Raw genomic sequence first — 21623 nt, 5'->3', positions numbered from 1 at the left:
GCTAGTCTGAACTGGATCAAAACGAGCGTCAACGTTGATCGGATCAATATGGACGACCTCCCACGCCTGACCGCCGAGCAGACCGCCGAGCGCCTCGGCGTGAAGCTGGAGACCCTCTACGCCTATGTGGCGCGCGGGCGCCTCGCCCGGCAGCGGACCGCCGACGGCTCCACGTTCGACCCGCTGGAGGTGGAGCGCTTCGCCGCCGCGCGCAGGCGCCGGGCGACGGTCGGTCCGGCGCACTCCGAGGGCCGCCCGCTCATGGTCATCGAGACGCGGTTCGCCCTGATCGAGGACGGCGAGCTCTCCTACCGCGGCCGGCCCGTCGCGGAGCTGTCGCGGGAGCCGTTCGAGACGGTCGCGCGCTGGGCGCTCACCGGCGAGTGGACGGATCCTGTCCGGTTCGCCCCGGGCGCCGGTCTGGAGGCGGCGCGCGCCGCCTCCTCCGCCCTCCCCGCCTCGGCCGGCGACCGCGACCGCCAGCTCGTCGCGGTCACCGCCCTCGCCGCCTCCGATCCGCTCCGCACCTCCCTCGACCCGGCCGTCGTCGCGACAGCGGCCGAACGGATCGTGGCAGGGATGGTGGAGGTGCTGCCGCGACGGACGCCCGAGGCCGACGCCGCCGAGCCCGGCGCTCAGCCCGACCCCGTCGAGCCCGACGCCTCGACCCCGATCCCTCCGCTGGCGGCACGGCTCGCCTCCCGGCTCTCCCCGGCACCGCTGTCCACCGCCGATCGCGTGTCGGTGAACGCGGCGCTCGTGCTCCTGCTCGACCACGACATCGCCGTCTCCACCCTCGCCGCCCGGGCCGCCGCCTCCGCGCGCGCCACCCCCTACGGGGTCGTCGTGGCCGGGCTCGGCGCGCTCGACTCGCCCCTGCACGGCAACGCCAGCCGCGCCGCCCACCGGCTCCTGGCCCGCGTGGTCGAGGGCGACGACCCCGCCCGCACGGTCGCCGACGCGGTCCTCACGACCCAGGGCCCGGTCCCGGGCTTCGGGCAGCCGCTGTACCCGGAGGGCGATCCGCGCGCCCGAATCCTGCTCGGGATGCTCACCGCCGATCCGCGTCACAACCGCGTCTCCGCGGCCGTGGCCGCCGTGTCGGCCGTGCTCGCCGACCGCACCGGGGCGCTCCCCAACGTCGACCTCGCACTCGGCGCCCTGACGCTCGCGACCGGGATGCGCGACGACGCCGGCGAGGTGCTGTTCGCCACCGCGCGCACGATCGGCTGGATGGTGCACGCCCTCGACGAGTACCGCGAGCGCCCTCTGCGGCTGCGCCCGGTCGGCCGTTATGTCGGCCCCTGACCATCTATGGGACGCAACACGCCGTATGCGGGCGCGCAGAGCGGCGTGTTGCGTCCCATGGATGCGCTGGTCAGCGCCGCAGCGCCTTCCGCGCCAGCCAGTTGCCCAGGAACTGCGCCGCCTGCACCAGCACCACGATCGTGATGACGGCGATCCACGTCACGGCCCAGTTGTAGCGCTGGTAGCCGTACGAGATCGCGAAGTCGCCGAGTCCGCCGCCGCCGATGCTGCCGGCGATGGCGGAGAGGTCGACGATCGCGACGAAGATGAACGTGTAGCCGAGGATCAGCGGACCGAGCGCCTCGGGGATAAGCAGCGTCGTGATGATGCGCCACGGGCTCGACCCCATCGCCCTGGCCGCCTCGATGACGCCCGGCTCGATGGTGACCAGGTTCTGCTCCACGATGCGCGAGATCCCGAAGGTCGCGGCGATCGTCATCGGGAAGATCGCCGCGGGCGTCCCGAGGAACGTCCCGAGCACCAGCTGGGTGAGCGGCGCGATGGCGGTCATGAAGATGATGAACGGGATCGGCCGGATGAAGTTGACGATCACGTTGAGCACGGTGAACAGCGCCCGGTTCTCCAGCAGCCCGCCGCGGCGCGTCGTGTAGAGCAGCACGCCGAGCGCAAGGCCGAGGATGCCGCCGAGCACGAGGGTCGCCACGACCATCCACAGGGTCTGGCCGATGGATTCCAGGTACACCGGCCAGAGCGTCGACCAGTCGGTCATGCGGCCACCTCCTCGACCTCGGTGACCGTACGGAGCTCGGCGATCAGCGCGTCCACATCCGCCGGCTCGCCGAGGAGCTCGAGCGTGAGGCTGCCGAACGAGCGGCCCTGCAGCGCCGAGATGCCGCCGTAGACGATCTCGAACCGCACGTTGTGCCGGCCGACCGCGTCCGAGAGCACCGACCCGAGCCGGCCGTCGTCGTGGATGCGCGCCGAGACGATGCGGCCTGCGTGCTTGCCGCGGAGGCGCTCGATGTCGGCCTCCCCCGGCTGGTTGCGGAGTACCGTGCCGACGAAGCGCTGCGCTGTCGGGGTCTGCGGGGCCGAGAACACCTCGAACACGCTCCCGGACTCGATCACGCGCCCCGCGTCGAGCACGGCGACGCGGTCGGCGATCGAGCGGACCACCTCCATCTCGTGCGTGATGACGACGATGGTGACGCCGAGCTCCTCGTTGACGCGCTTGAGCAGCGCGAGGACGTCGGAGGTGGTCTCCGGGTCGAGCGCGCTCGTCGCCTCGTCGGCGAGCAGGATGTCCGGGTTCGTCGCCAGCGCCCGCGCGATCCCGACGCGCTGCTTCTGGCCGCCGGAGAGCTGGTCGGGATAGCTCCACGCCTTGTCGGTCAGGCCGACGAAGGCGAGCAGCTCGGCGACCCGCTGCTTGCGCTTGTCGGCCGGCCAGCCCGCGACCTTGAGCGGGTAGGCGACGTTGCCGAACACGGTGCGCGAACGGAACAGGTTGAACTGCTGGAAGATCATCCCGATGCCCGCGCGCACGGTGCGCAGGTCGCGCTCCTTCAGGGTCGTGAGGTCGCGTCCGTCGACGATCACGGAGCCCGCCGTCGGATGCTCGAGCGCGTTGATGAGCCGCACGAGCGTGCTCTTGCCCGCGCCGGAGTAGCCGATGATGCCGAAGATCTCGCCCCGGCCGATCGTCAGGTCCAGCCGGTCGACGGCCGGAGCCGCGGCGGCACCGGAGCCGAAGCTCTTGGTGACGCCGCGGAACTCGATGATCGGCGAGGCGGCTGCCCCCTCCGGGCGTTCGAGCCGTTCGGGCACTACTTCGCCGCCCGGATGGTCTTCTCGAGCCCGTCGAGGATCCCGACCAGCTCCGACTGCGGGCGGTCGACGATGACGGCGGTGTTCTTCGACTCCGCGAGCACCGCGTCCGTCACGGCCTTGGTGTGGTACAGCTCGGCGATCTTGAGGTACGTCTTGTTGTCCTTGTCCTTCTCGCGGGCGACGAACGCGTTGATGTACGGCTCGGCCGCGGAGGATTTCGGATCGTCCTGGAAGAGGGCCGACTTCGGGTCGATGCCCGCGGTGAGCGCGTAGTTGTTGTTGATGATCGCGCCGTCGGCGGAGCTCAGGGCGGGAGCGGTCTGGGCGGCGTCCACCGGGATCACCGTGACCTTCGAGGCGGCGGTGTCGATGTCGGCCGGGGTCGCCAGGCTGCTTCCGCCGTTCTTCAGCTTCAGGAGCTTGGCCTCCTGCAGCACGAGCAGAGCGCGGGCCTGGTTGGTCGGGTCGTTCGGGATGGCGATCTTGGCGCCCTCCGGGATGTCGGCGAGGGTCTTGTGCTTGGTCGAGTAGAGCGGCAGCGGCACGACGAGCGTCGCGCCGATCGGCACCAGGTGCTGCTTGGCCTGCACGTTGTAGTTCGCCAGGAACTGCAGGTGCTGGAACTGGTTGAGGTCGAGCTGGCCGTCGGCGAGCGCCGGGTTGGCCTGCGTGTAGTCGCGGAAGTTGACCGTCTGGATGTCGATGCCCTCCTTCGCGGCCTCCTTCTTCAGCACGGCCCAGTACGGCGAGGAGGCCTCAGTGGTGCCGATCTTCACGGTGACGGCCTTGGCGGTGGCGGAGCCGGCGCCGGTGAGGTTCACCACGACGAGGACGATCGCCACGATGACGGCGACAACGGCGATCCCGATGCCGACGAACAGGCCGGTGCGCGAGCGCTTCGGCTTCTCCGGGAGTGCGGGGGCGGGCGGGGTGGCGTCGGACATGGCGGTGCCTCTCTCTTGTGAAGGGGGATGGTGCCGGCGGACGGTGTGGCGGCACGAACAGCCTCCCCCGGGCTGCCGGGAGCGGCCAAAACGTCTTGCGAAATGTGACGGCCGACGTTCACCCGGCGGCTCTTACGACCGCGCTGGGCCGCGCGTAGTGTGAGCGTCACAGCGCGACCAGCGCGGTCAGGACGGGAGACGGAATGAGCGACATCAACGACGACGACATCAGCACCGAAGCGACCGGCGGCGGCGAGGGACCCGCGGACGGCGGCGCCAACCCCGGCGGCCACGACGGCGGAGCCGACGGATCGGCCGCGGGCGAAGGCCCGGCCGACGGCGGCGCCAACCCCGGCGGCCACGACGGCGGAGCCGACGGGTCCGCTTGATGGCGACGGACGGGCGCGGGCCGGGCGACCGGCCCGCGCTTTCGCGTTGTGTCCCGGTCGGCCGAGCGGAGTTCGCCGCAGACCACTGGGGGCGCCTCCCGCTGTTCACCCGCGCCGCGGACCTCGGGGAGGACTTCTCCGACCTGTTCAGCCTGGACGCGGTGGATGAGCTGGTGTCCTCGCGCGCGCTGCGCACCCCGTTCGTCCGCATGGCGAAAGAGGGAACGGTGCTGCCGCCCGCACGTTTCACCGGGCCGGGCGGCTTCGGCGCCGAGGTGGCGGACCAGCTCGACGCCGCGAAGGTGCTGGCCGAGTTCGCCGACGGCGCGACGCTCGTGCTGCAGGGCCTGCACCGCACGTGGCCGCCGATCGCGGAGTTCTCGCGCCGGCTGGCGGAAGAGCTGGGACATCCGGCGCAGGTGAACGCGTACATCACCCCGGCGTCGTCCCGCGGCTTCGACCCGCACTACGACGTGCACGACGTGTTCGTGCTGCAGATCGCGGGCGAGAAGCACTGGCGCATCCACGAGCCGGTGCACGTGGACCCGCTGCGCGACCAGCCGTGGAGCGATCACCGTGCCGAGGTCGCCGCGCGGGCGCAGGAGCGGCCGACGATCGACGAGACCTTCCGCCCCGGCGACGCACTGTACCTTCCGCGGGGCTGGATCCACTCGGCGGAGGCGCTGGGCGGGGTGTCCGTGCACCTCACCATCGGCGTCGCCGCCTACACACGGCACGACGTGGTGCAGGAGGCCGTGGCCAGGGCCGCGGACACGGCCGAGCTCCGTGCGTCGCTTCCCCTGGGTTTCGACCCGGCGGACCCGGCCGCGGTCGCGCCGGTCGTGGAGCAGACGGTGGAGGCGCTCATCTCGGCTCTCGCCGACCCGTCGGCGAGAGACGCGGTCGCGGCCGCGGTGTCCGACCGGCTGCGTCGTCGCCGGCGTTCGGACTCGCCGGCTGCGCCCGTGCGCCCGCTCGCGACGATCGCCGCCGCCGACAGGATGGGTCCGGACTCGGTGGTGGTCGTGCGGCCGGGCCTCGGCGCCGACGTGACGGTGGAGGTGGAGACGGTGACCGTGCGGCTCCCGACGAAGAAGGTCGCGCTGCCGATCGCCGCACGCGAGGCCGTCGAGGCGCTGCTCTCCGGACGACCGGTCGCGGTCGGCGCCTTGCCGCTGGACGAACGGTCCGCGGTGGTGGTCGCGCGGCGGCTGCTCCGCGAGGGGATCGTCGTGCCGGTGGACGGCGGAACCGGCGCGGGTGCGGGCGAGTTCGATCCCACGGACGAGGCCGGGGTGTCGTCGGACGGCGAGCGCAGCGCCACCGCGGACTTCGGGACCGCGTCGGCGACGTGACCGGCGCACGGGCCCTCCCGCCGTCGGGTGCACCGCCCGGCCCGGCGGCCGCCGCGGGCCGGGCGCCCGGGTGGCTGCCGTGCAGCGACCGGGCTCTCGAGCGCGGGGACCCGCTGGCCGGGACCGCCGGCTTCGGCGAGCGCTGGCTCCTCGTGGAGTTGGAGTCGGGGTGGGGCCGCCACGCGTTCTTCGACTCGGACCTCGATCCCGCGCTCGGCGCCCGGATCGTCGCGCGCGCGGAGGCGGCCGGCATCCGCCCCCTCGCCATCCGGCGCACGCGGCTGCGCGCCCCGGAGCGCCGCGACCAGTCGTCGTGGCGCTGGGCGATCGTCGACTCGCGCCCCGGCCACGAGCAGATCCGCTGGGGCACGGTCCCGGACCCGGCCGAGCTGCTGACGCTGCCCCTGGACGGGTCGGCGGGCGAGCCGAGCGACGCCCCGATCGTCGCCGTCTGTGCGCATGCGCGGCACGATCAGTGCTGCGCCGTCCGTGGGCGCCCCGTGGTCGAGGCGCTGGCCGCCCGGCATCCGGAACTCACCTGGGAGTGCTCCCACCTGGGCGGCGACCGGTTCGCCGCGACGATGATCCTCTTCCCCCATGGACTGCTCTACGGCCGCGTGGACGCCGCGAGGGCCGAGACCGTCGTCGCCCGCCACGCGGAGGGCCGGGTCGTGCCCGATCTCCTGCGCGGTCGGACCTCGCTCAGCACGGCCGCCCAGGCGGCCGAGGCCTCCGCACGGACCGCCACCGGCGACGACGCGATCGATGCGTTCCGGGTGCTGTCGGAGCGTCCGCATCCGCACGGCTGGACCGTCGAGCTCGAGCACGGCGACGAACGGCTGACGGTGGAGGTCGGAGAACGTCTCTCCGAGTCGCTGCTGAGCACGTGCTCGGCCACCATCGCGCACCCGGTGCGCGAGTTCGTCCCGGTCTCGGTCGCCCGCGCCCGGCGCTGACCCGGCTTCAGGCGTCCTGCTCCGCGCGGGTGGACTGCAGGATGCGGACCATGTTGCCGGAGGGGTCGCGGAAGGCGCAGTCGCGTGGCCCCCATGGCTGGTCGATCGGCTCCTGGAGCACCTCGGCGCCGGCGGCGCGCACGCGTTCGAAGGCGGCGTCGATGTCGTCGCTGCGGAAGACGATCGGGCTCATCGCGCCCTTCACGACGAGTTGCTGCAGCGCGTCGCCGTCGGCCTGCGACCGGCCCGCGTACGCGTCGCTGAGGACGACGGCCGCGTCATCGCCCCCGGCGACGCCGAGGGTGACCCAGCGGTGGTCGCCGGAGGTGACGTCCTGGAGGACGTCGAGGCCGAGAGCGTCGCGGTAGAACGCGAGCGACTCCTCCGGGTCGAGGACGGTGATCTGCGAGTACTGGAGTGAAACGGTCATGAGTCGACTCTAGGAAGCCGGGACCGCCGACGCTTCTCCAAAACTGCTCTCTGTGGAGAGCCGGTCGGAGGCACTGGCTGTGGACGGACGGCCGCTAGGACGCTCTGCTCCGGACGGGACGGGTGCGCTGTTTGGCGATGCAGTCCGGCATGGCGCGCACCGCTTCGTGTTCTCGTGCGCGGTACTCGGTCGGCGTCATCCCGACGATCTCGCTGAACTTGGAGCTGAACGAGCCGAGCGAGGTACAGCCGACGGCCATGCAGGCGTCCGTCACGCTCATCCCGCCGCGGAGGAGCGCCATCGCGCGCTCGATGCGTCGCGTCATCAGGTAGCTGTAGGGCGTCTCCCCGTACGCGGCACGGAACTGCCGGGAGAAGTGTGCGGGCGACATGAAGGCGCGCGAAGCCATGGTCGGGACGTCGAGCGGCTTCGCGTAGTCGCGGTCGATCAGGTCCCGGGCCCGGCGCAGGTGCGCGAGCGTCTGCAGCTCCTCCGGTGACACGGCACGAGCGTAACATCGCGGTCGCCCCGAGCGTCAGGGCCGAAAGAGTCAGGGCCGAGCGTCAGGGCCGACGCTCACCCGACCGGGACCCCGGCGGGCCGGCCCGCGGGCTCGACCAGCCGGATGAACCCGCTCAGCTCGCCGACCCCGGCCGGTGTGGTCGGGAGGAACTCGGTCAGCTCCGGCGAGTGGACCAGGTAGGCGGCCCACTTCGCCCGGGAGATCGCGACGTTGAGGCGGTTCTTCATCAGCAGGAAGGACATGCCGCGGGGCACGTCCGCGGCCGACGATGCAGCGAGGCTGACGATGGCGATCACGGCCTCCTGCCCTTGGAACTTGTCCACGGTGCCGACCCGGACGCCGCGGTACCCCTCGGCGTCGAGCAGCGCGCGCACTTCGGCGAGCTGGGCGTTGTACGGCGTCACGACGATCACGTCGTCCTCGCCGAGCGGGTCGTCGTCGCGCTGCGAGGCCGCATCGGTCCACGAGCGGCCGAGCAGTTCGCGCACGAGGGCCACGACCGCCTCCGCCTCTTCGGGCGACGCGGTCGCGTTGCCGACGTGCAGGACGGGCACGGGATGCACGCCCGGCTCGACGCCGCCGAGCTGCCGCTCCGAGGCGCCGGCGTGAGCGCGCAGCTTGCCCTCGTACGACAGCTGCGACACCGCGGAGGCGAGCGCCGGGTGCATGCGCCGCGTCTCCGCCAGGAAGTACCCGAACTCGGGCGGAAGCACGTCGTGCCCGTCGCTGATCCAGCCCAGCGCCGAACCGTCGACGGGTTCGGGATGGCGCCCCTGGCTCACCTGCGGGAGCTGCTGCGGGTCGCCGAGAAGCAGCAGGTTCTTCGCCGCGACGCCGACCGCGATGGTCGACGCGAGGGAGAACTGGCCCGCCTCGTCGACGACGAGCAGATCGAGGCTGCCGCGCGGGACGCGCGCCGGGTTGGCGAAGTCCCAGGCCGTGCCGCCGAGCACGAATCCCCGGCCCTCGTTGACGCCCGCGAACTCCAGGTGCCCGTTGGTGGGCAGCGGGGTGAACCGGTGCGCGACGGCGTCCGACGCCTCCGGGTCGACCGCGCGTGCTCCGCCGCTCGGCACCTTGCCGACCTGCTCGGGCGCGAGGCCCGCCGAGACGACGCGATCGAGCAGGTTCTCGACGACGGCGTGCGACTGCGCGACGACGCCGACCTTCCAGCCGTGCTCGGCGACCAGCCGTTCGATGACGTGGGCGCCCAGATACGACTTGCCCGTGCCGGGAGGGCCCTGCGCGGCGAGATAGGACCGGTCGAGGTCGAGGAGGCTGCTCACGACGGCCGCGATCCTGTCGTCGCCGGCCACAGGCACCAGCGCACCCGAGTGTGTACGCGGCGGCGTCCGGCGGAGCAGATCGACCGATGCATCCGTGGGCCACGTGTCGTGGTGCCGCGCGATGAGCAGCGCCGTGCCCCACTCCCGGATCGCCTCGCCCAGGCGCCGCGAGTCGGGCGGTGCGGCCGGTGTGAGGGCGCTCGGCAGGTCACGGTACGGCGGCACCTCGGGCGGGAGCGTCTCGCGCACGACGATGGACCCGTCGTCGAGCGCCTCGATGACCGAGACGGTGCGGGCGGCCCGGGCACCCGGCTGCGCGCGTGGCTGCCGGAACGGCCCCGGGTACTCGTACAGCAGGTAGGGACCGCTGCGCTCACTCACCCGCACCGCACTCCCCGCGCCCCACTGGCCGGTCAGCAGCAGCTCCCGCCGCTCCACCCGCTGGCCTTCGTCGAGGTACCAGTCGCGGAGGACGGCGGCCTGTTCCACCACCAGGACGTCGCGGGTCTCCCCCCACTCCTCGATCGGCTGGATGAGCCGCGCGAAGTGCGACTGCCAGAAGCTCTTCTGCTCCCTCCGGTGGAAGTCGATGGCCGCGGCCGCCAGAGCCATGGCCTCCCGATCGCTGCTGCGGTGCGGATCGAGCGGGTCACCGGCGAACGCCAGGAGCCCCGCCCGCAGCGGCGACTCGTCGGGCGCGACCTCGCTCTCCTCCACCGGGCTCGCGCCGATCGGGATGCCGTTCTCGGCCGCCCGCGCCACCAGCCAGTCGCGCAGCCGGAGCGTCGAGACGCAGTCGTAGCGGTTGTAGTCGCCGATGTCGTCGAGCAGCGGCTGCGCCTCGTCCTCGCGGCCGAGCGCGATCAAATCGCGCGCGTTGGCGTACTCGGTGATCGAGTCGGCGCCGTTCGTGACATCGCTCTCGCGCAGCTGGTGACCCATGTACAGCGGCTCGAGCTTCTTGATCGAGTACGACCGGGAGCCGACCCGCACGGCCTTGCGCACCAGCGGGTAGAGGTCGACCATGACGCTGTCGCGCAGCAGCCCGTCGACCTCTTCCTCGCCCACGCCGTGGCGGGCGGCGAGCGAGAGCAGGTGCGTCTGCTCGTAGGCCGCGTAGTGGTAGATGTGCATGCCGGGATACGCGGCCCGACGGTCTCGCACGAAGGCGAGGAACGCCTCCAGCGCCACCCGCTCCGCCGCGAAGTCGTGCGCCCAGAACGCCGTGAAGTTCTCGTCCTGGTCGACCAGGCCGAACAGGTAGTCGAGGTTCCAGCGCTCCCCCGCGCCCTCGGTGTAGAGCGGGTCGCCCTCGAAGTCGAAGAAGATGTCGCCGGGATCGGGCTGCGGCAGCACGGCGAGCACCGGCGCGTTGAACACGCGCACGGGCGGTGGGCTGCCCGGGACGGCCTCCAGCTGCAGCCGCGCCTGCTCGCGCAGGCTCTCCAACGTGCCCTCGGGGATGCCGTCGACCGGCCCGGTCGAGGCGGCGAGCGCGTCGATCGTGCCGAGCCCTGCCGCGATCAAGTGCTCCCGCTGCGTCACCCGCATGCCGGCGACGAGCAGCACGTCGCGCGACGCCTGCACCTCGGCGTCGCAGGTGTCGCACCGGCCGTCGACCGTGAAGCGCAGGTCGCCCCAGGCGACCGGCCCGTCGTCGGCCACGTGCTCGTGGATGATGGAGAGCAGGCGTGCCCGGCGCTTGCGGTACACCGGCTCGATATCGGAGAGATGGTGCTCGCTCACCGACCCGTCGCCCAGGAGGAGCTCGACCGTGTCGTCGACGTCGACGCCCATCCGCCGCAGCTGCTCCGCGTAGGCCGCCAGCTGCAGCAGCGCGGTCACCCGCGCGCTACGGGCCAGCTTGGAGTCTTGCACCCGGTAGCGCCCGTCGGGCAGACGGACGACGAAGTCGGCGAAGCCGACGAAGGACCCGTCGAAGAACGTCGCCTGGAAGACGACCTCGGCCCCGCGCTCGAACGCCTCCGATGTGCTCCGCACGGCCTCGGCGAGGCTCTCGGCGGTGAGCTGCGGCGGCCGCTCGATCTCGGCGACGCCCGCGCCGAAGCGCTCGCGATAGCGCTCCAGGATGCGATGCTCGTGCTCGTCGCCCATACGCGACGACCGCACGTACATCGGGTCTTCGATCTCCTCCGTCTTCTCGAGGCGGCCCAGCTTCACATCGAGCGTTCGCAGGAAGGCGAACTCGCACTTCGACGCCTCGGTGAGGTCGCTCGCGCTCGTGGCGATGACACCGTCGAGCAGGAACACGGCGACCTCCCTTCCGGCGCGGATGCCCGTTCCGTCAGGCGGCCCCGGCGACCACCCGCTCCAGCAGACTATCGGCGACCCCTGACACCGCTCCGTTGTCCACAGAAACCCGTCGGCGGGCCACGAATCGCCGTGCCTGTGGAGTCATTTCGCCTTCGCGGCCGCCTTCATCGCGCGCTTGTGCTCCCGCACCTTGGCCAGCGAGTCGGCGTCCACGATGTCGGCGACCGACCGGTACCCGTCGGTGCCGTAGTCCCCCGCCGCCTGCTGCCATCCGGTCGCCTGCAGCCCTTTGCGCTTGCCGAGCAGGGCCAGGAAGATCTTCGCCTTCTGCTCGCCGAACCCCGGCAGCGCCTTCAGGCGGCGCAACACCTCGGCGCCGTCCGGGTCGCCCTCGGTCCAGATCGCCGCCGTGTCGCCGCCCCAGTCGGACACGATCGCCGCGGCGAGCGCCTGCAGGCGCGTCGCCATGGAGCCCGGATAGCGGTGGACGGCCGGCGTCTGCTTCATCGCCTCGACCAGCTTCTCCGGGTCGACCGCCGCGATGCTCGCCGGGTCGAGGACCCCGAGCCGGTCGCGCAGCTTGGCCGGGCCCGCGAACGCGGTCTCCATCGGCACCTGCTGGTCGAGCAGCATCCCGGTCAGGAGGGCGAACGGCGACTGGTCGAGCAGGGCGTCCGCCTCGGCGTCGCCGGTGATGGTGATGGCCATGCGTTCAGCCTGCCACCAGGAGGAGCACGCCCGCCACCGCCGACACCACGGCGAGCAGCAGCGCCACCCCGAGCAGCACCGCGTGCACGACGAGGAACGGCGTCGCACGGCCGGCGGCGTCCCGCGCCCGAGCGTCCTTACGGACCCGGGTGAAGAACCGCGGCCAGGCGAAGACGTTGAAGAGGGCGTTCAGGAACAGCACGATGGCGGCGAAGACGGTCATGGTGCCTCCAGCCTAGGCGGACGTCAGTCGCCCGAGGCGACGAGCTGCACGCGGAGCGAGTCGACCCGTGTGGCGATCACGTCGTCCGCCGCCCAGCGCTGGGCCAGGCGCGACAGGATCGCGTCGAGCTCCTCGCGGGTGAGCCCGGCCGCCAGCGCCAGCCGGACCACCAGTTCCTCCCCCGCCAGCCGGCTCGCCGGATCGCCCGCCACGAGCGTCACGTCGTGCACGCCGAGCTCCGGAGCGATGGACGCGCGGAAGGCCGAGAGGACGTCGGGGTCGCGATCGCCGGGGAGCCAGCGCGTGCCCTGGGCGATCGCCCACACGGCGGGCCGGCGGACCACGAACTCCGTCTCCGAGGTGGGGTCGAGCACGATCAGCTCCGTGCCCTCGGAGGCGGCCGCGAGCGCCGCCCGCCGTCCGTCGACGGGCACCGGCCTCGCCTGCGGGTTCCAGGCCTGCAGCGCCGTGACGGAGGAGAACACCGGCTGCACACTGCGGCCGTCGGGACCGGCGACCGTCACGATCGACAGCTCCTGCGTCTTGTCGACGAGCATCCCGGCCACGTTCTCGCCCTCCTCCCCGAGCTCGGCGACGAGCGGGACGAGCAGGCGCGCGTCGCGCAGCGCGTCCACCACGGCCTCCGGTCCGGCGTCTCCCGCGCGGAAGGCGACCAGGGCGCCGAGCAGCGCGGGCGGCGCTGAGCCGTCGTCGTCGCCGAACGGGTTGTCGTCGAAGTGCCGTCCCTCCCACGGCTGGCCGGCGGAGTCGGCGGGACTGCCCGCGGCGAGGGAGGCGGCGAAGCCCGCCAGCCGGGCCGCACCCTCCTCGGTGGGCCGTACCTCGGCGTCCGCCGTTCCCTCGGCAGGATCGCCGGCGTCAGCGTCCCGCGACATCCAGCGCCTCGGGCAGGGTGAACGCTCCGGCGTAGAGCGCCTTGCCGACGATAGCGCCCTCGAGCCCCAGCGGCACCAGCTCGCGGAGGGCGGCGATGTCATCGAGATTCGAGATGCCGCCGGAGGCGACGACGGGACGCTCGGTGCGCTCCAGCACCTGGCGCAGGAGGTCGAGGTTCGGGCCTTTCAAGGTGCCGTCCTTGGTGACGTCGGTGACGACGTAGCGCGCGCAGCCCGCGTCCTCCAGCCGGTCGAGCACCTCCCACAGGTCGCCGCCCTCGCGGGTCCAGCCGCGGGCCGCGAGCGTGGTGCCGCGCACGTCCAGACCGACCGCGACCGCCTCGCCGTAGGCGCTGATAGCGCTTGCCGCCCACTCCGGGTTCTCCAGCGCCGCCGTGCCGAGGTTGACGCGGGTCGCGCCCGCGTCGAGCGCCTGCTTCAGCGACTCGTCGTCGCGGATGCCGCCGGACAGCTCGATGCTCACGCCGTGCACCTCGCGGATGACGCGCTTCAGCAGCGACCGGTTCTCCCCCCGGCCGAACGCGGCGTCGAGGTCGACCAGGTGGATCCACTCGGCGCCCGACTCCGCCCACTCGGCCGCAGCGTCCACCGGGTCGCCGTAGCTGGTCTCGCTGCCGGCCTCGCCCTGGGTGAGGCGCACCGCCTTGCCGTCGGCCACGTCCACCGCGGGGAGGAGGACGAGCCGGGGCGTGCTGATGAAGTCGGTCATGTGTTTCCTCGTGTCGGTCCGCTCGGGCGGACGGGTGGCGCGGGGTCCGCTAGAGCGAGCGGACCCAGTTGCGGAGCAGCTCAATGCCGGCGCGGCCGGACTTCTCCGGGTGGAACTGCGTGGCGCTGAGCGGACCGTTCTCGACGGCGGCCACGAACGGACCGCCGTGGTCGGCCCAGGTGACCTTCGGCTTCGGGAAGGGGCCCTCGGGCTCCAGCGTCCACTGCTGCGCCGCGTACGAGTGGACGAAGTAGAACCGCTCGTCCTGCAGCCCGGCGAAGAGCGTGGAGTCCTCGGGGGCGCGAACCGTGTTCCAGCCCATGTGCGGCACGACGTCGGCCCGGATCAGGTCGACCGTGCCCGGCCATTCGCCGAGGCCCTCGGTCTCCACGCCGTGCTCGACGCCGCGCTCGAACATGACCTGCATGCCGACGCAGATGCCGAGCACCGGGCGTCCGCCCGCCAGTCGCCGGTCGACGACCTCGTCGCCGTGCGAGGCGCGGAGAGCGTCCACCACCGCGGTGAACGCACCGACGCCCGGAACGAGCAGGCCGTCGGCCTCGAGCGCGCGCGCCCGGTTGCCGGTCAGCTCGACGTTCGCGCCCGCGGCCTCCAGCGCCTTGACGGCCGAGTGGACGTTGCCAGTGCCGTAGTCGAAGACGACGACGTCGGGCGTGCGCTCGCCGGTCACAGCGCTCCCTTGGTGGAGGGGATGCCGGTGATCAGCGGGTCGAGCGCCTTGGCCTGGCGGAACGCGCGGGCGAACGCCTTGAACTCGGCCTCGGCGATGTGGTGCGGGTCGCGGCCTCCGACGACGGTGATGTGCGTGGTGATGCGCGCGTTGAACGTGATCGCCTCGAAGACGTGACGGACCATCGACCCGGTGAAGTGGCCGCCGATGAGGTGCAGCTCGAAGCCGGCGGGCTCGCCGGTGTGCACCAGGTACGGACGGCCGGAGATATCGACGACCGCCTGCACGAGCGCCTCGTCGAGCGGCACGAGGGCGTCGCCGTACCGCGAGATGCCGGCCTTGTCGCCGAGCGCCTTCCGGATGGCCTGCCCGAGGACGATGCCGACGTCCTCCACCGTGTGGTGCACGTCGATGTCGGTGTCACCGGTCGCGCGGATGCGGAGATCGGTGAGCGAGTGCTTGGCGAACGCGGTGAGGAGGTGGTCGTAGAAGGGGACGCTCGTCCGGATGTCGGACGTGCCGGTGCCGTCGAGGTCGAGGCTCAGCTCGATGCTCGACTCGCTCGTCTCCCGCGTGACCGTGGCGGCGCGATTCGTCATGCGTCCGAGTCTACCGGGGCGTCCTGGTCCCGCTCGGGCGCCTGCTCGTCGTCCGCCTCCCGGCCGGGCCGGCCGAGGGCCGCCAGGGCCTCGAGGAACGCCGTCGTCTCGGCCTCGGTCCCGGCAGTGACGCGCAGGTGGTGCGGGATGCCGACATCCCGGATCAGGATGCCGCGCTCGGCGAGCGCCTCGAACGTCGCGTGCGGGTCGTCCACCCCGCCGAAGAGCACGAAGTTGCTCCCGCTCCGGTGCGGCGTGTAGCCGAGCCGGGCGAGCTCGGAGACGAGCCGGTCGCGCTGCTCGCGGATCTGCCCGACGGTGGCGAGCATCTCGTCGGAGTGCGCGAGCGCGCCGAGCGCCGCCGCCTGGGTGAGCGCTGACAGGTGGTACGGCAGGCGGACGAGCCGCAGCGCGTCGTTGACGGCCGGGTCGGCGGCCAGGTAGCCGACGCGCGCACCGGCGAAGGCGAACGCCTTGCTCATCGTGCGGGAGATGAGCAGCCGGGGGCGGCCGGACAGCAGGGTGAGGGCGGACGGCTCGCCGTCCGGCATGAACTCCGCGTACGCCTCGTCGACGACGACGATCCCGCGCGCGGCCTCGTAGGCCGCTTCGACCGTCGCGAGCGGGAGCGGGGTGCCGGTGGGGTTGTTGGGCGAGCAGAGGATGACGATGTCGGGGTCGTGCCGCCGGATCTGCTGCGCCGCGGTCTCGGGCGTCAGCTCGTAGTCGGCGTCGCGCGTCCCGGCGATGTAGGCGGTGCCGGTGCCGGACGCCAGCAGCGGGTACATGGAGTACGTGGGAGCGAACCCGAGGAGCGTGCGCCCCGGACCGCCGAAGGCCTGCAGGATGTGCTGCAGCACCTCGTTGGAGCCGTTGGCCGCCCAGATCTCGTCGGCCGTGAGCCCGTGCCCCAGGTAGCGGGCGAACGCCTCGCGCAGTTCGGTGAACTCGCGGTCCGGGTACCGGTTGACCCCGCCGACCGCCGCCGCGACGCGGGCGACGATGTCGGCCGCCACGTCCTCCGGCACGGGATGCGTGTTCTCGTTCACGTTCAGCGCGACGGGCACGGGACGCTGCGGCGCACCGTACGGGGAGCGACCGCGGAGGTCGTCACGGATCGGCAGTTCGGAAAGAGAGGTCACCCTTCAATCGTAGTCAGCCGCCGGCACGGGGTTTCCCCGCGTGACATGCCCCGCATAGGCCCTCTCGGCCGCCGCGACTTGCCTGAGTCAGTGCGCGTACTTCGAGGGCACCGCGAGCTGCTGGCCCGGGGACACCACTGCCGACTCGAGCCCGTTCAGCGACACGATGTCGGCGATCACGTCGCGCGGATCGGCGTTGGGCGCGACGCGCTCGGCCACCGACCACAGCGAATCGCCCGACTCGACCGTCACATACTGGAAGCTCACGTGCGTCTGCTCGCCCGACGCCAGGGCGCCCCCGCCGTTCAGCGCGAAGACCAGCGCGCCGATCACGAGCGGCAGGGCCACGAGTGCGGAGAGCACCGCGCGACCGCGCCGCGTGAGGCGCAGACGGACGCGCGCGCCCTCGGGCAGCGGCGGGACCGCGCGAAGCGTGGTGGGAACCGACTCGCTCATCAGTGCTGCACTCATGGCCGTGACCTCCTCAGACTCGCGGGTGCGAAACTGTGTTCCGAATGTATCTTCGAATGTCGCAAACCGCAAGGCGTCGTCGTGCACGGAATTCTGGGGCGAAGTTCGCGACACACTCGAACACATGTTTGTCTTCCCTTCCGGACGCGGATACAGTTTCGACTGTCTGAGGACATCAGATCAGGTACCACCGACATTCCTGCCGGGGAGCATCCCCGAAGGACGCCGACGCCAGGAGAGGACGCCCGTGTCGAACGAGAACCAGGCCCGCGGAGGCACCCGCCGCCGCAAGAACCTGAGCGACAAGCAGCTGGCGATCCTCGACGTCATCCAGCGATCGGTGAACCAGCGCGGCTATCCGCCGAGCATGCGCGAGATCGGCGACGCGGTGGGCCTCTCCTCCCTCTCCTCCGTCACCCACCAGCTCAACCAGCTGGAGCTGAGCGGCTACCTCCGCCGCGACCCGAACCGGCCGCGCGCGCTCGAGATCCTGATCGATCTGCCCGCGAGCTCCGGCGAGGCCCCCGACTACGAGAACCAGACGCCCGTCGGCGACGCCGCCATGGTGCCGCTGGTGGGCCGGATCGCGGCCGGCATCCCGATCACGGCGGAGCAGCAGGTCGACGAGGTCTTCCCGCTCCCCCGGCAGCTGGTCGGCAACGGCGAGCTCTTCATGCTGAGGGTGGTCGGCGAGTCCATGATCGACGCCGCCATCTGCGACGGCGACTGGGTGGTCGTCCGCGCGCAGAACACGGCCGAGAACGGCGATATCGTCGCGGCGATGCTCGACGAGGAGGCGACGGTCAAGGTCTTCCGGCAGCGCGACGGCCACACCTGGCTGCTGCCGCGCAACTCGAACTTCGAGCCGATCCTCGGCGACTTCGCCCAGGTGCTCGGCAAGGTCGTGGCGGTCCTCCGCGCCGTCTGATCCCGCGGGTGTCGCTCGGGCTCAGGCCCAGCCGAGCTCCTGCAGGCGGGCGTCGGAGAGCCCGAAGTAGTGGCCGATCTCGTGCACCAGGGTCACCCGCACCCGGGCCCGCAGCTCGTCCTCCGTCGCGGCCGACGCCTCCAGGTTGTTGCGGAACAGCGTGATCCGGTCGGGCAGCTCCCCGAACCCATACACCGACCGCCGGGTGAGCGGCCGCCCGCTGTAGAGGCCGAAGAGCCGCGGCCGCGCGCCCGGCGGCTGATCCTCGATCAGGATGGCGACGTTCTCCAGCGGGCCCACCATGTCGTCCGGGAGGGCGTCGAAGATGTCGCCGACCATCCGCTCGAACTCGTCGTCCGCCATCCGCACCATGCGCTCATCCTGACGCACGCGACGGCGCCCCGGGAGCCTGTCCGCGGAGAGCGGACGAGCGGCCCCCGGGGCGTCGCGGGTGTCAGGCGGAGACCGACGCGCGCTCGCGCACCGCGCGCGTGGCCTCGATGATGTTCCGCAGCGACGCCACGGTCTCGTCGTAGCCGCGGGTCTTCAGCCCGCAGTCCGGGTTGACCCAGAGCTGACGGCCGGGAATGGCGTCGAGTGCCGTCTCCAGCAGTTCGGTCACCTCGGCGACCGACGGGACGCGCGGCGAGTGGATGTCGTACACGCCCGGTCCGATGCCGTGCTCGAACCCGGAGCGCTGGATGTCGTGCACGACCTCCATCCGGCTGCGCGCGGCCTCGATGCTGGTGACGTCCGCGTCCAGGTTCCGGATCGCGTCGATGACCACGCCGAACTCCGAGTAGCAGAGGTGGGTGTGGATCTGCGTGCGGTCGCCCGCACCGGAGGTCGCGAGCCGGAACGACCCGACCGACCACTCCAGGTAGTCGTCCTGCGCGGCCTTCTTCAGCGGCAGCAGCTCGCGCAGCGCGGGCTCGTCGACCTGCACGACGCGGATGCCGGCCTCCTCCAGGTCGGCGATCTCGTCGCGCAGGGCGAGGGCCACCTGGCGCGCGGTCTCGCCGAGCGGCTGGTCGTCGCGCACGAACGACCAGGCAAGGATCGTGACCGGGCCGGTGAGCATCCCCTTCACCGGCTTGTCGGTGAGGCTCTGCGTGTACGCCGACCAGTCGACCGTGATCGGGGCCGGACGCGACACATCGCCCCAGAGGATGGACGGGCGCGTACAGCGGGAGCCGTACGACTGCACCCAGCCGTTGACGGTGACCGCGAAGCCGTCGAGGTTCTCCGCGAAGTACTGCACCATGTCGTTGCGCTCGGGCTCGCCGTGGACGATCACGTCGATGCCGATCTCCTCCTGCAGGTCGACGACGCGCTTGATCTCGTCGCGCATCCGGCCCAGGTACTCGGCCTCGGTGATGAGCCCCTTCGCGAGCTGGGCGCGCGACCGGCGGATGTCGGCGGTCTGCGGGAACGATCCGATCGTCGTCGTCGGCAGGAACGGCAGCCCGAGGGCCTCGTCCTGGGCGGCGAGCCGGGTGGCGTAGTCGCCGCGGCGGAAGTCCGCCTCGGTCAGGGCGGCCTCGCGCTCCCGCACCGCGGGCACGCGGACCCCGGGCGCCGACGCGCGGTCGGCGAGCGCCGCGGTCGCCGCGGTCAGCTCCTGCTGGATCGCCTCGTGGCCCTCGACCAGGCCGCGCGCGAGCACGGCCACCTGCGCCACCTTCTGGTCGGCGAAGGCCAGCCAGGTCTTCAGACGCGCGTCGAGCTCCGGCTCGTCGTCGACGTCGTGCGGCACGTGAAGCAGCGAGGTGGAGGTGGACACCGCCACGTCGGGGCTCAGGGACAGGAGCTCGGTCAGCGTCCCGAACGCCGCCTCGAGGTCGCCGCGCCAGATGTTGTGGCCGTCGATCACGCCGCCCACGAGGGTCTTCCCGGCGAGCGCGGACGAGGTCGCCGCGTCCAGCCCGGTCGGGAGGGAGCCGCGCACCAGGTCGAGCGAGATCGCCTCGACGGGGGTGGAGGCGAGCGCAGGAAGCGCGTCGTCGAGGCTGCCGTACGGAGCGGCCACGAAGAGGGCGGGACGCTCGGCGGCGCCGCCGAGCTCGGCGTACGCCGTCCGCGTCGCGGCGAGCACCGCATCCCGCGGCTCGTCGACGCTCTCGCTCACCAGGGCCGGCTCGTCGAGCTGGACCCACGGCGCGCCCGCGGCGGCCAGGCGGGCGAGCAGCTCGCGATACACCGGCAGCAGGTCACCGAGGCGCGACAGCGGGCGGAAGCCCTCCGGCGCCTCGTCGCTCGGCTTGCTGAGCAGCAGGAACGTCACCGGGCCGACGACGACCGGGCGGGTCACGAAGCCGGCGGCACGCGCCTCCTCGAACTCGCGGACGATGCGGTCCGACGCCAGCCGGAACGCGGTCTCCGGGCCGATCTCGGGCACGAGGTAGTGGTAGTTGGAGTCGAACCACTTGGTCATCTCCAGCGGCGGGTTCTCCCCCTCGCCGCGGGCGATCGTGAAGTATCCGGCCAGGTCGATCGAGCCGTCCGCGGCGCTCAGCCCGGCGAAGCGCGACGGGATGGCGCCGACCGTGACCGCCGCATCCAGCACCTGGTCGTAGAAGCTGAAGCTCTCCGGGATGGCGGCGTCGGTGCGTCCCAGCCCGAGCGCGGCGAGCCGCTCGCGGGTGGCAGCGCGGAGCCCGGCCGCGGTGGACTCCAGCTCGCCGGCGGTGATGCTGCCGGCCCAGAACGCCTCGACGGCCTTCTTGAGCTCCCGGCGGCGGCCGATGCGCGGGTAGCCGATGATCGTGCCGGCCGGGAAGGCGGGACGTGCGGTGGTGTCGGTCATGCTGGTTCCTTTTCGGTGGCCGATTTCTTCGGGGTGTGGGTGTGCTCGGCGCCGCCCTCCGGGAGGACGCCGATGCGGTCCAGCATGGAGAGCACGGCCTCATGCTGGTTGAACGTGTAGAGGTGGAGGCCGGGGGCGCCGCCGTCCAGCAGGCGCCGCCCGAGGCGCGCCGCCCAGTCGATGCCGATCTCCCTCCGGCCCTCGTCGGTCGGTTCGACCTCCAGCTCGATCGCGAGGTCGCTCGGCAGGTCCTCGCCGCTCAGCTCCAGCATCCGCTTCAGGCGGGCGGGGCTGGTCACCGGCATGATGCCGGGGAGGATCGGGAAGGTCACACCGGCCTCCGCCGCGCGCTGGGCGAAGTGCAGGTAGTCCTCTGCGTGGAAGAACAGCTGGGTGATGCCCAGGTTGGCGCCGGCCGCCTGCTTGGCGAGCAGGGCGTCGATGTCCTGCGAGATCGAGTGGGACGACGGGTGGCCGTTCGGGAAGGCGGCGACGGCGATCTGCACGTGCTCGCGGTGCTCCAGCACGGCCTGCGCTGGGAGGCCCGGGACGGACAGCTCGCCGTACGGCGCGCGCTCGGCCTGCACCCGGTGGATGAGCTGCACCAGCTCCGCGGTCGTGCGGATGTCGCCGATGCCGTCCTCCCCCGCGGGCAGGTCCGCGGGAGGGTCGCCGCGCACGGCGAGGAAGCGGCGGATCCCGGCGTCCAGGAACTCGCGGATCAGGCGGTGCGCCTCCTCGTGCGACGAGCCGACGCAGGTGAGATGCGCCATCGCGCTCACGTCGGTGTGCTCGATGATGTACCGCAGCACGTCGAGGGAGGCCGTGCGCGAGGAGCCGCCGGCGCCGTAGGTCACCGAGATGAAGTCCGGGTGCACGGCCGCGAGCCGGTCGATCGTCGCCGGGAGCGTGGCGGCGGCCCGCTCGGTGCGCGGCGGGTACAGCTCGAAGGAGTACCGGGCGTCGGTACAGCTCATGGTGGAACCTCGGATGGTCGGACAGCGGCACGGGACATCCCGCCGCTCGGCTGGCGAGGGCGGGTCTCACGGGCGGGTGCCGGGCTCGGCTGTCGCACCACGACAGCGGTCGCCCGCTGCGCTTGACGAGCAATCTAGCAACGCGAAGGGCCGGACGGAACAGGCCGTGTCATGCTTCGACACAGTCGGTCCCGTC

General features: G+C 72.3%; 22 protein-coding genes. 5 read left to right on the top strand and 17 right to left on the bottom strand.

Translation table 11 applies throughout. The annotated features are described in order from the left end of the window. Positions 1-48: 48 nt before the first annotated feature. Positions 49-1308 (top strand): citrate/2-methylcitrate synthase, encoded by a 1260-nt coding sequence (locus tag P5G59_RS01350; RefSeq protein ID WP_301215263.1) that lies wholly within the window; start codon positions 49-51, stop codon positions 1306-1308. Between the two features lie 70 nt (positions 1309-1378). Here the strand turns inward: P5G59_RS01350 and P5G59_RS01345 are convergent, their stop codons facing one another. From P5G59_RS01345 to P5G59_RS01335, 3 genes are read right to left on the bottom strand one after another with little or no spacing between them, the layout of a single operon-like run. Further along, positions 1379-2038, bottom strand: a complete 660-nt coding sequence (locus tag P5G59_RS01345) for a methionine ABC transporter permease (RefSeq protein WP_301215261.1) — start codon at positions 2036-2038, stop codon at positions 1379-1381. Further along, on the bottom strand, positions 2035-3096 hold the full coding sequence (locus tag P5G59_RS01340; RefSeq protein WP_301215260.1) for a methionine ABC transporter ATP-binding protein: 1062 nt from the start codon (positions 3094-3096) through the stop codon (positions 2035-2037). The genes P5G59_RS01345 and P5G59_RS01340 overlap by 4 nt, the downstream gene beginning before the upstream one ends. Continuing rightward, positions 3096-4043 (bottom strand): MetQ/NlpA family ABC transporter substrate-binding protein, encoded by a 948-nt coding sequence (locus P5G59_RS01335; protein WP_301215258.1) that lies wholly within the window; start codon positions 4041-4043, stop codon positions 3096-3098. The genes P5G59_RS01340 and P5G59_RS01335 overlap by 1 nt, the downstream gene beginning before the upstream one ends. Positions 4044-4246: 203 nt before the next feature. On the opposite strand from P5G59_RS01335, the gene P5G59_RS01330 reads away from it, so the two are divergent. From P5G59_RS01330 to P5G59_RS01320, 3 genes are read left to right on the top strand one after another with little or no spacing between them, the layout of a single operon-like run. Continuing rightward, positions 4247-4432, top strand: a complete 186-nt coding sequence (locus P5G59_RS01330; RefSeq protein ID WP_301215256.1) for a BatC protein — start codon at positions 4247-4249, stop codon at positions 4430-4432. After that, on the top strand, positions 4432-5787 hold the full coding sequence (locus P5G59_RS01325) for a cupin domain-containing protein (protein ID WP_301215254.1): 1356 nt from the start codon (positions 4432-4434) through the stop codon (positions 5785-5787). The genes P5G59_RS01330 and P5G59_RS01325 overlap by 1 nt, the downstream gene beginning before the upstream one ends. After that, positions 5784-6743 carry a ferredoxin family protein gene (locus P5G59_RS01320; protein WP_301215252.1) on the top strand — a complete coding sequence of 320 codons (960 nt, stop codon included), beginning with the start codon at positions 5784-5786 and terminating at the stop codon, positions 6741-6743. The genes P5G59_RS01325 and P5G59_RS01320 overlap by 4 nt, the downstream gene beginning before the upstream one ends. A gap of 7 nt (positions 6744-6750) precedes the next feature. On the opposite strand, the gene P5G59_RS01315 is transcribed toward P5G59_RS01320, so the two are convergent. From P5G59_RS01315 to P5G59_RS01265, 11 genes are all read right to left on the bottom strand, one after another. Then, positions 6751-7173, bottom strand: coding sequence for a VOC family protein (locus tag P5G59_RS01315; RefSeq protein ID WP_301215250.1), 423 nt, complete (start codon positions 7171-7173; stop codon positions 6751-6753). Between the two features lie 94 nt (positions 7174-7267). Beyond that, complete coding sequence (locus P5G59_RS01310; RefSeq protein WP_175338702.1) at positions 7268-7675, bottom strand: helix-turn-helix transcriptional regulator; 408 nt, start codon at positions 7673-7675, stop codon at positions 7268-7270. A gap of 74 nt (positions 7676-7749) precedes the next feature. Beyond that, on the bottom strand, positions 7750-11253 hold the full coding sequence (locus tag P5G59_RS01305; RefSeq protein WP_301215248.1) for a TM0106 family RecB-like putative nuclease: 3504 nt from the start codon (positions 11251-11253) through the stop codon (positions 7750-7752). 144 nt (positions 11254-11397) lie between these two features. Next, positions 11398-11964, bottom strand: coding sequence for an HhH-GPD-type base excision DNA repair protein (locus P5G59_RS01300; protein ID WP_301215246.1), 567 nt, complete (start codon positions 11962-11964; stop codon positions 11398-11400). A 4-nt stretch (positions 11965-11968) separates the two neighbouring features. Continuing rightward, positions 11969-12187 (bottom strand): SCO4848 family membrane protein, encoded by a 219-nt coding sequence (locus tag P5G59_RS01295; protein ID WP_301215244.1) that lies wholly within the window; start codon positions 12185-12187, stop codon positions 11969-11971. Positions 12188-12210: 23 nt separating this feature from the next. After that, positions 12211-13083, bottom strand: coding sequence for an SseB family protein (locus P5G59_RS01290; RefSeq protein WP_301215242.1), 873 nt, complete (start codon positions 13081-13083; stop codon positions 12211-12213). After that, on the bottom strand, positions 13067-13813 hold the full coding sequence (gene priA, locus P5G59_RS01285; protein WP_301215240.1) for a bifunctional 1-(5-phosphoribosyl)-5-((5-phosphoribosylamino)methylideneamino)imidazole-4-carboxamide isomerase/phosphoribosylanthranilate isomerase PriA: 747 nt from the start codon (positions 13811-13813) through the stop codon (positions 13067-13069). Before priA ends, P5G59_RS01290 begins: the two co-directional genes overlap by 17 nt. Before the next feature lie 49 nt (positions 13814-13862). After that, complete coding sequence (gene hisH / locus P5G59_RS01280; RefSeq protein ID WP_301215238.1) at positions 13863-14504, bottom strand: imidazole glycerol phosphate synthase subunit HisH; 642 nt, start codon at positions 14502-14504, stop codon at positions 13863-13865. Further along, complete coding sequence (gene hisB / locus P5G59_RS01275; RefSeq protein ID WP_301215236.1) at positions 14501-15103, bottom strand: imidazoleglycerol-phosphate dehydratase HisB; 603 nt, start codon at positions 15101-15103, stop codon at positions 14501-14503. The genes hisH and hisB overlap by 4 nt, the downstream gene beginning before the upstream one ends. Beyond that, on the bottom strand, positions 15100-16245 hold the full coding sequence (locus tag P5G59_RS01270; protein WP_301215234.1) for a histidinol-phosphate transaminase: 1146 nt from the start codon (positions 16243-16245) through the stop codon (positions 15100-15102). The genes hisB and P5G59_RS01270 overlap by 4 nt, the downstream gene beginning before the upstream one ends. Positions 16246-16332: 87 nt before the next feature. Further along, positions 16333-16716, bottom strand: a complete 384-nt coding sequence (locus tag P5G59_RS01265; protein ID WP_435871231.1) for a LysM peptidoglycan-binding domain-containing protein — start codon at positions 16714-16716, stop codon at positions 16333-16335. Positions 16717-16963: 247 nt separating this feature from the next. Here P5G59_RS01265 and lexA point away from each other — a divergent pair, with 247 nt between their 5' ends. Continuing rightward, positions 16964-17644, top strand: coding sequence for a transcriptional repressor LexA (gene lexA, locus P5G59_RS01260; protein WP_301215232.1), 681 nt, complete (start codon positions 16964-16966; stop codon positions 17642-17644). Between the two features lie 21 nt (positions 17645-17665). On the opposite strand, the gene P5G59_RS01255 is transcribed toward lexA, so the two are convergent. The 3 genes from P5G59_RS01255 to P5G59_RS01245 all read right to left on the bottom strand — a co-directional run bounded on the left by P5G59_RS01255 (position 17666) and on the right by P5G59_RS01245 (position 21427). Further along, the gene (locus tag P5G59_RS01255) at positions 17666-18016 is read right to left on the bottom strand and encodes a metallopeptidase family protein (protein WP_301215230.1); all 351 of its coding nucleotides are present in this window, start codon (positions 18014-18016) and stop codon (positions 17666-17668) included. A gap of 82 nt (positions 18017-18098) precedes the next feature. After that, positions 18099-20450 carry a 5-methyltetrahydropteroyltriglutamate--homocysteine S-methyltransferase gene (metE, locus tag P5G59_RS01250; RefSeq protein ID WP_301215228.1) on the bottom strand — a complete coding sequence of 784 codons (2352 nt, stop codon included), beginning with the start codon at positions 20448-20450 and terminating at the stop codon, positions 18099-18101. Next, positions 20447-21427 carry a methylenetetrahydrofolate reductase gene (locus P5G59_RS01245; protein WP_301215226.1) on the bottom strand — a complete coding sequence of 327 codons (981 nt, stop codon included), beginning with the start codon at positions 21425-21427 and terminating at the stop codon, positions 20447-20449. Before P5G59_RS01245 ends, metE begins: the two co-directional genes overlap by 4 nt. Positions 21428-21623 lie beyond the last annotated feature (196 nt).

Origin of the sequence: Leifsonia virtsii (assembly GCF_030433675.1) — a bacterium.
GTDB classification, from domain to species: domain Bacteria; phylum Actinomycetota; class Actinomycetes; order Actinomycetales; family Microbacteriaceae; genus Leifsonia; species Leifsonia virtsii.
Note: the sequence above shows the minus strand (reverse complement) of the source record. Positions and strands in the feature narration are given on the sequence as shown.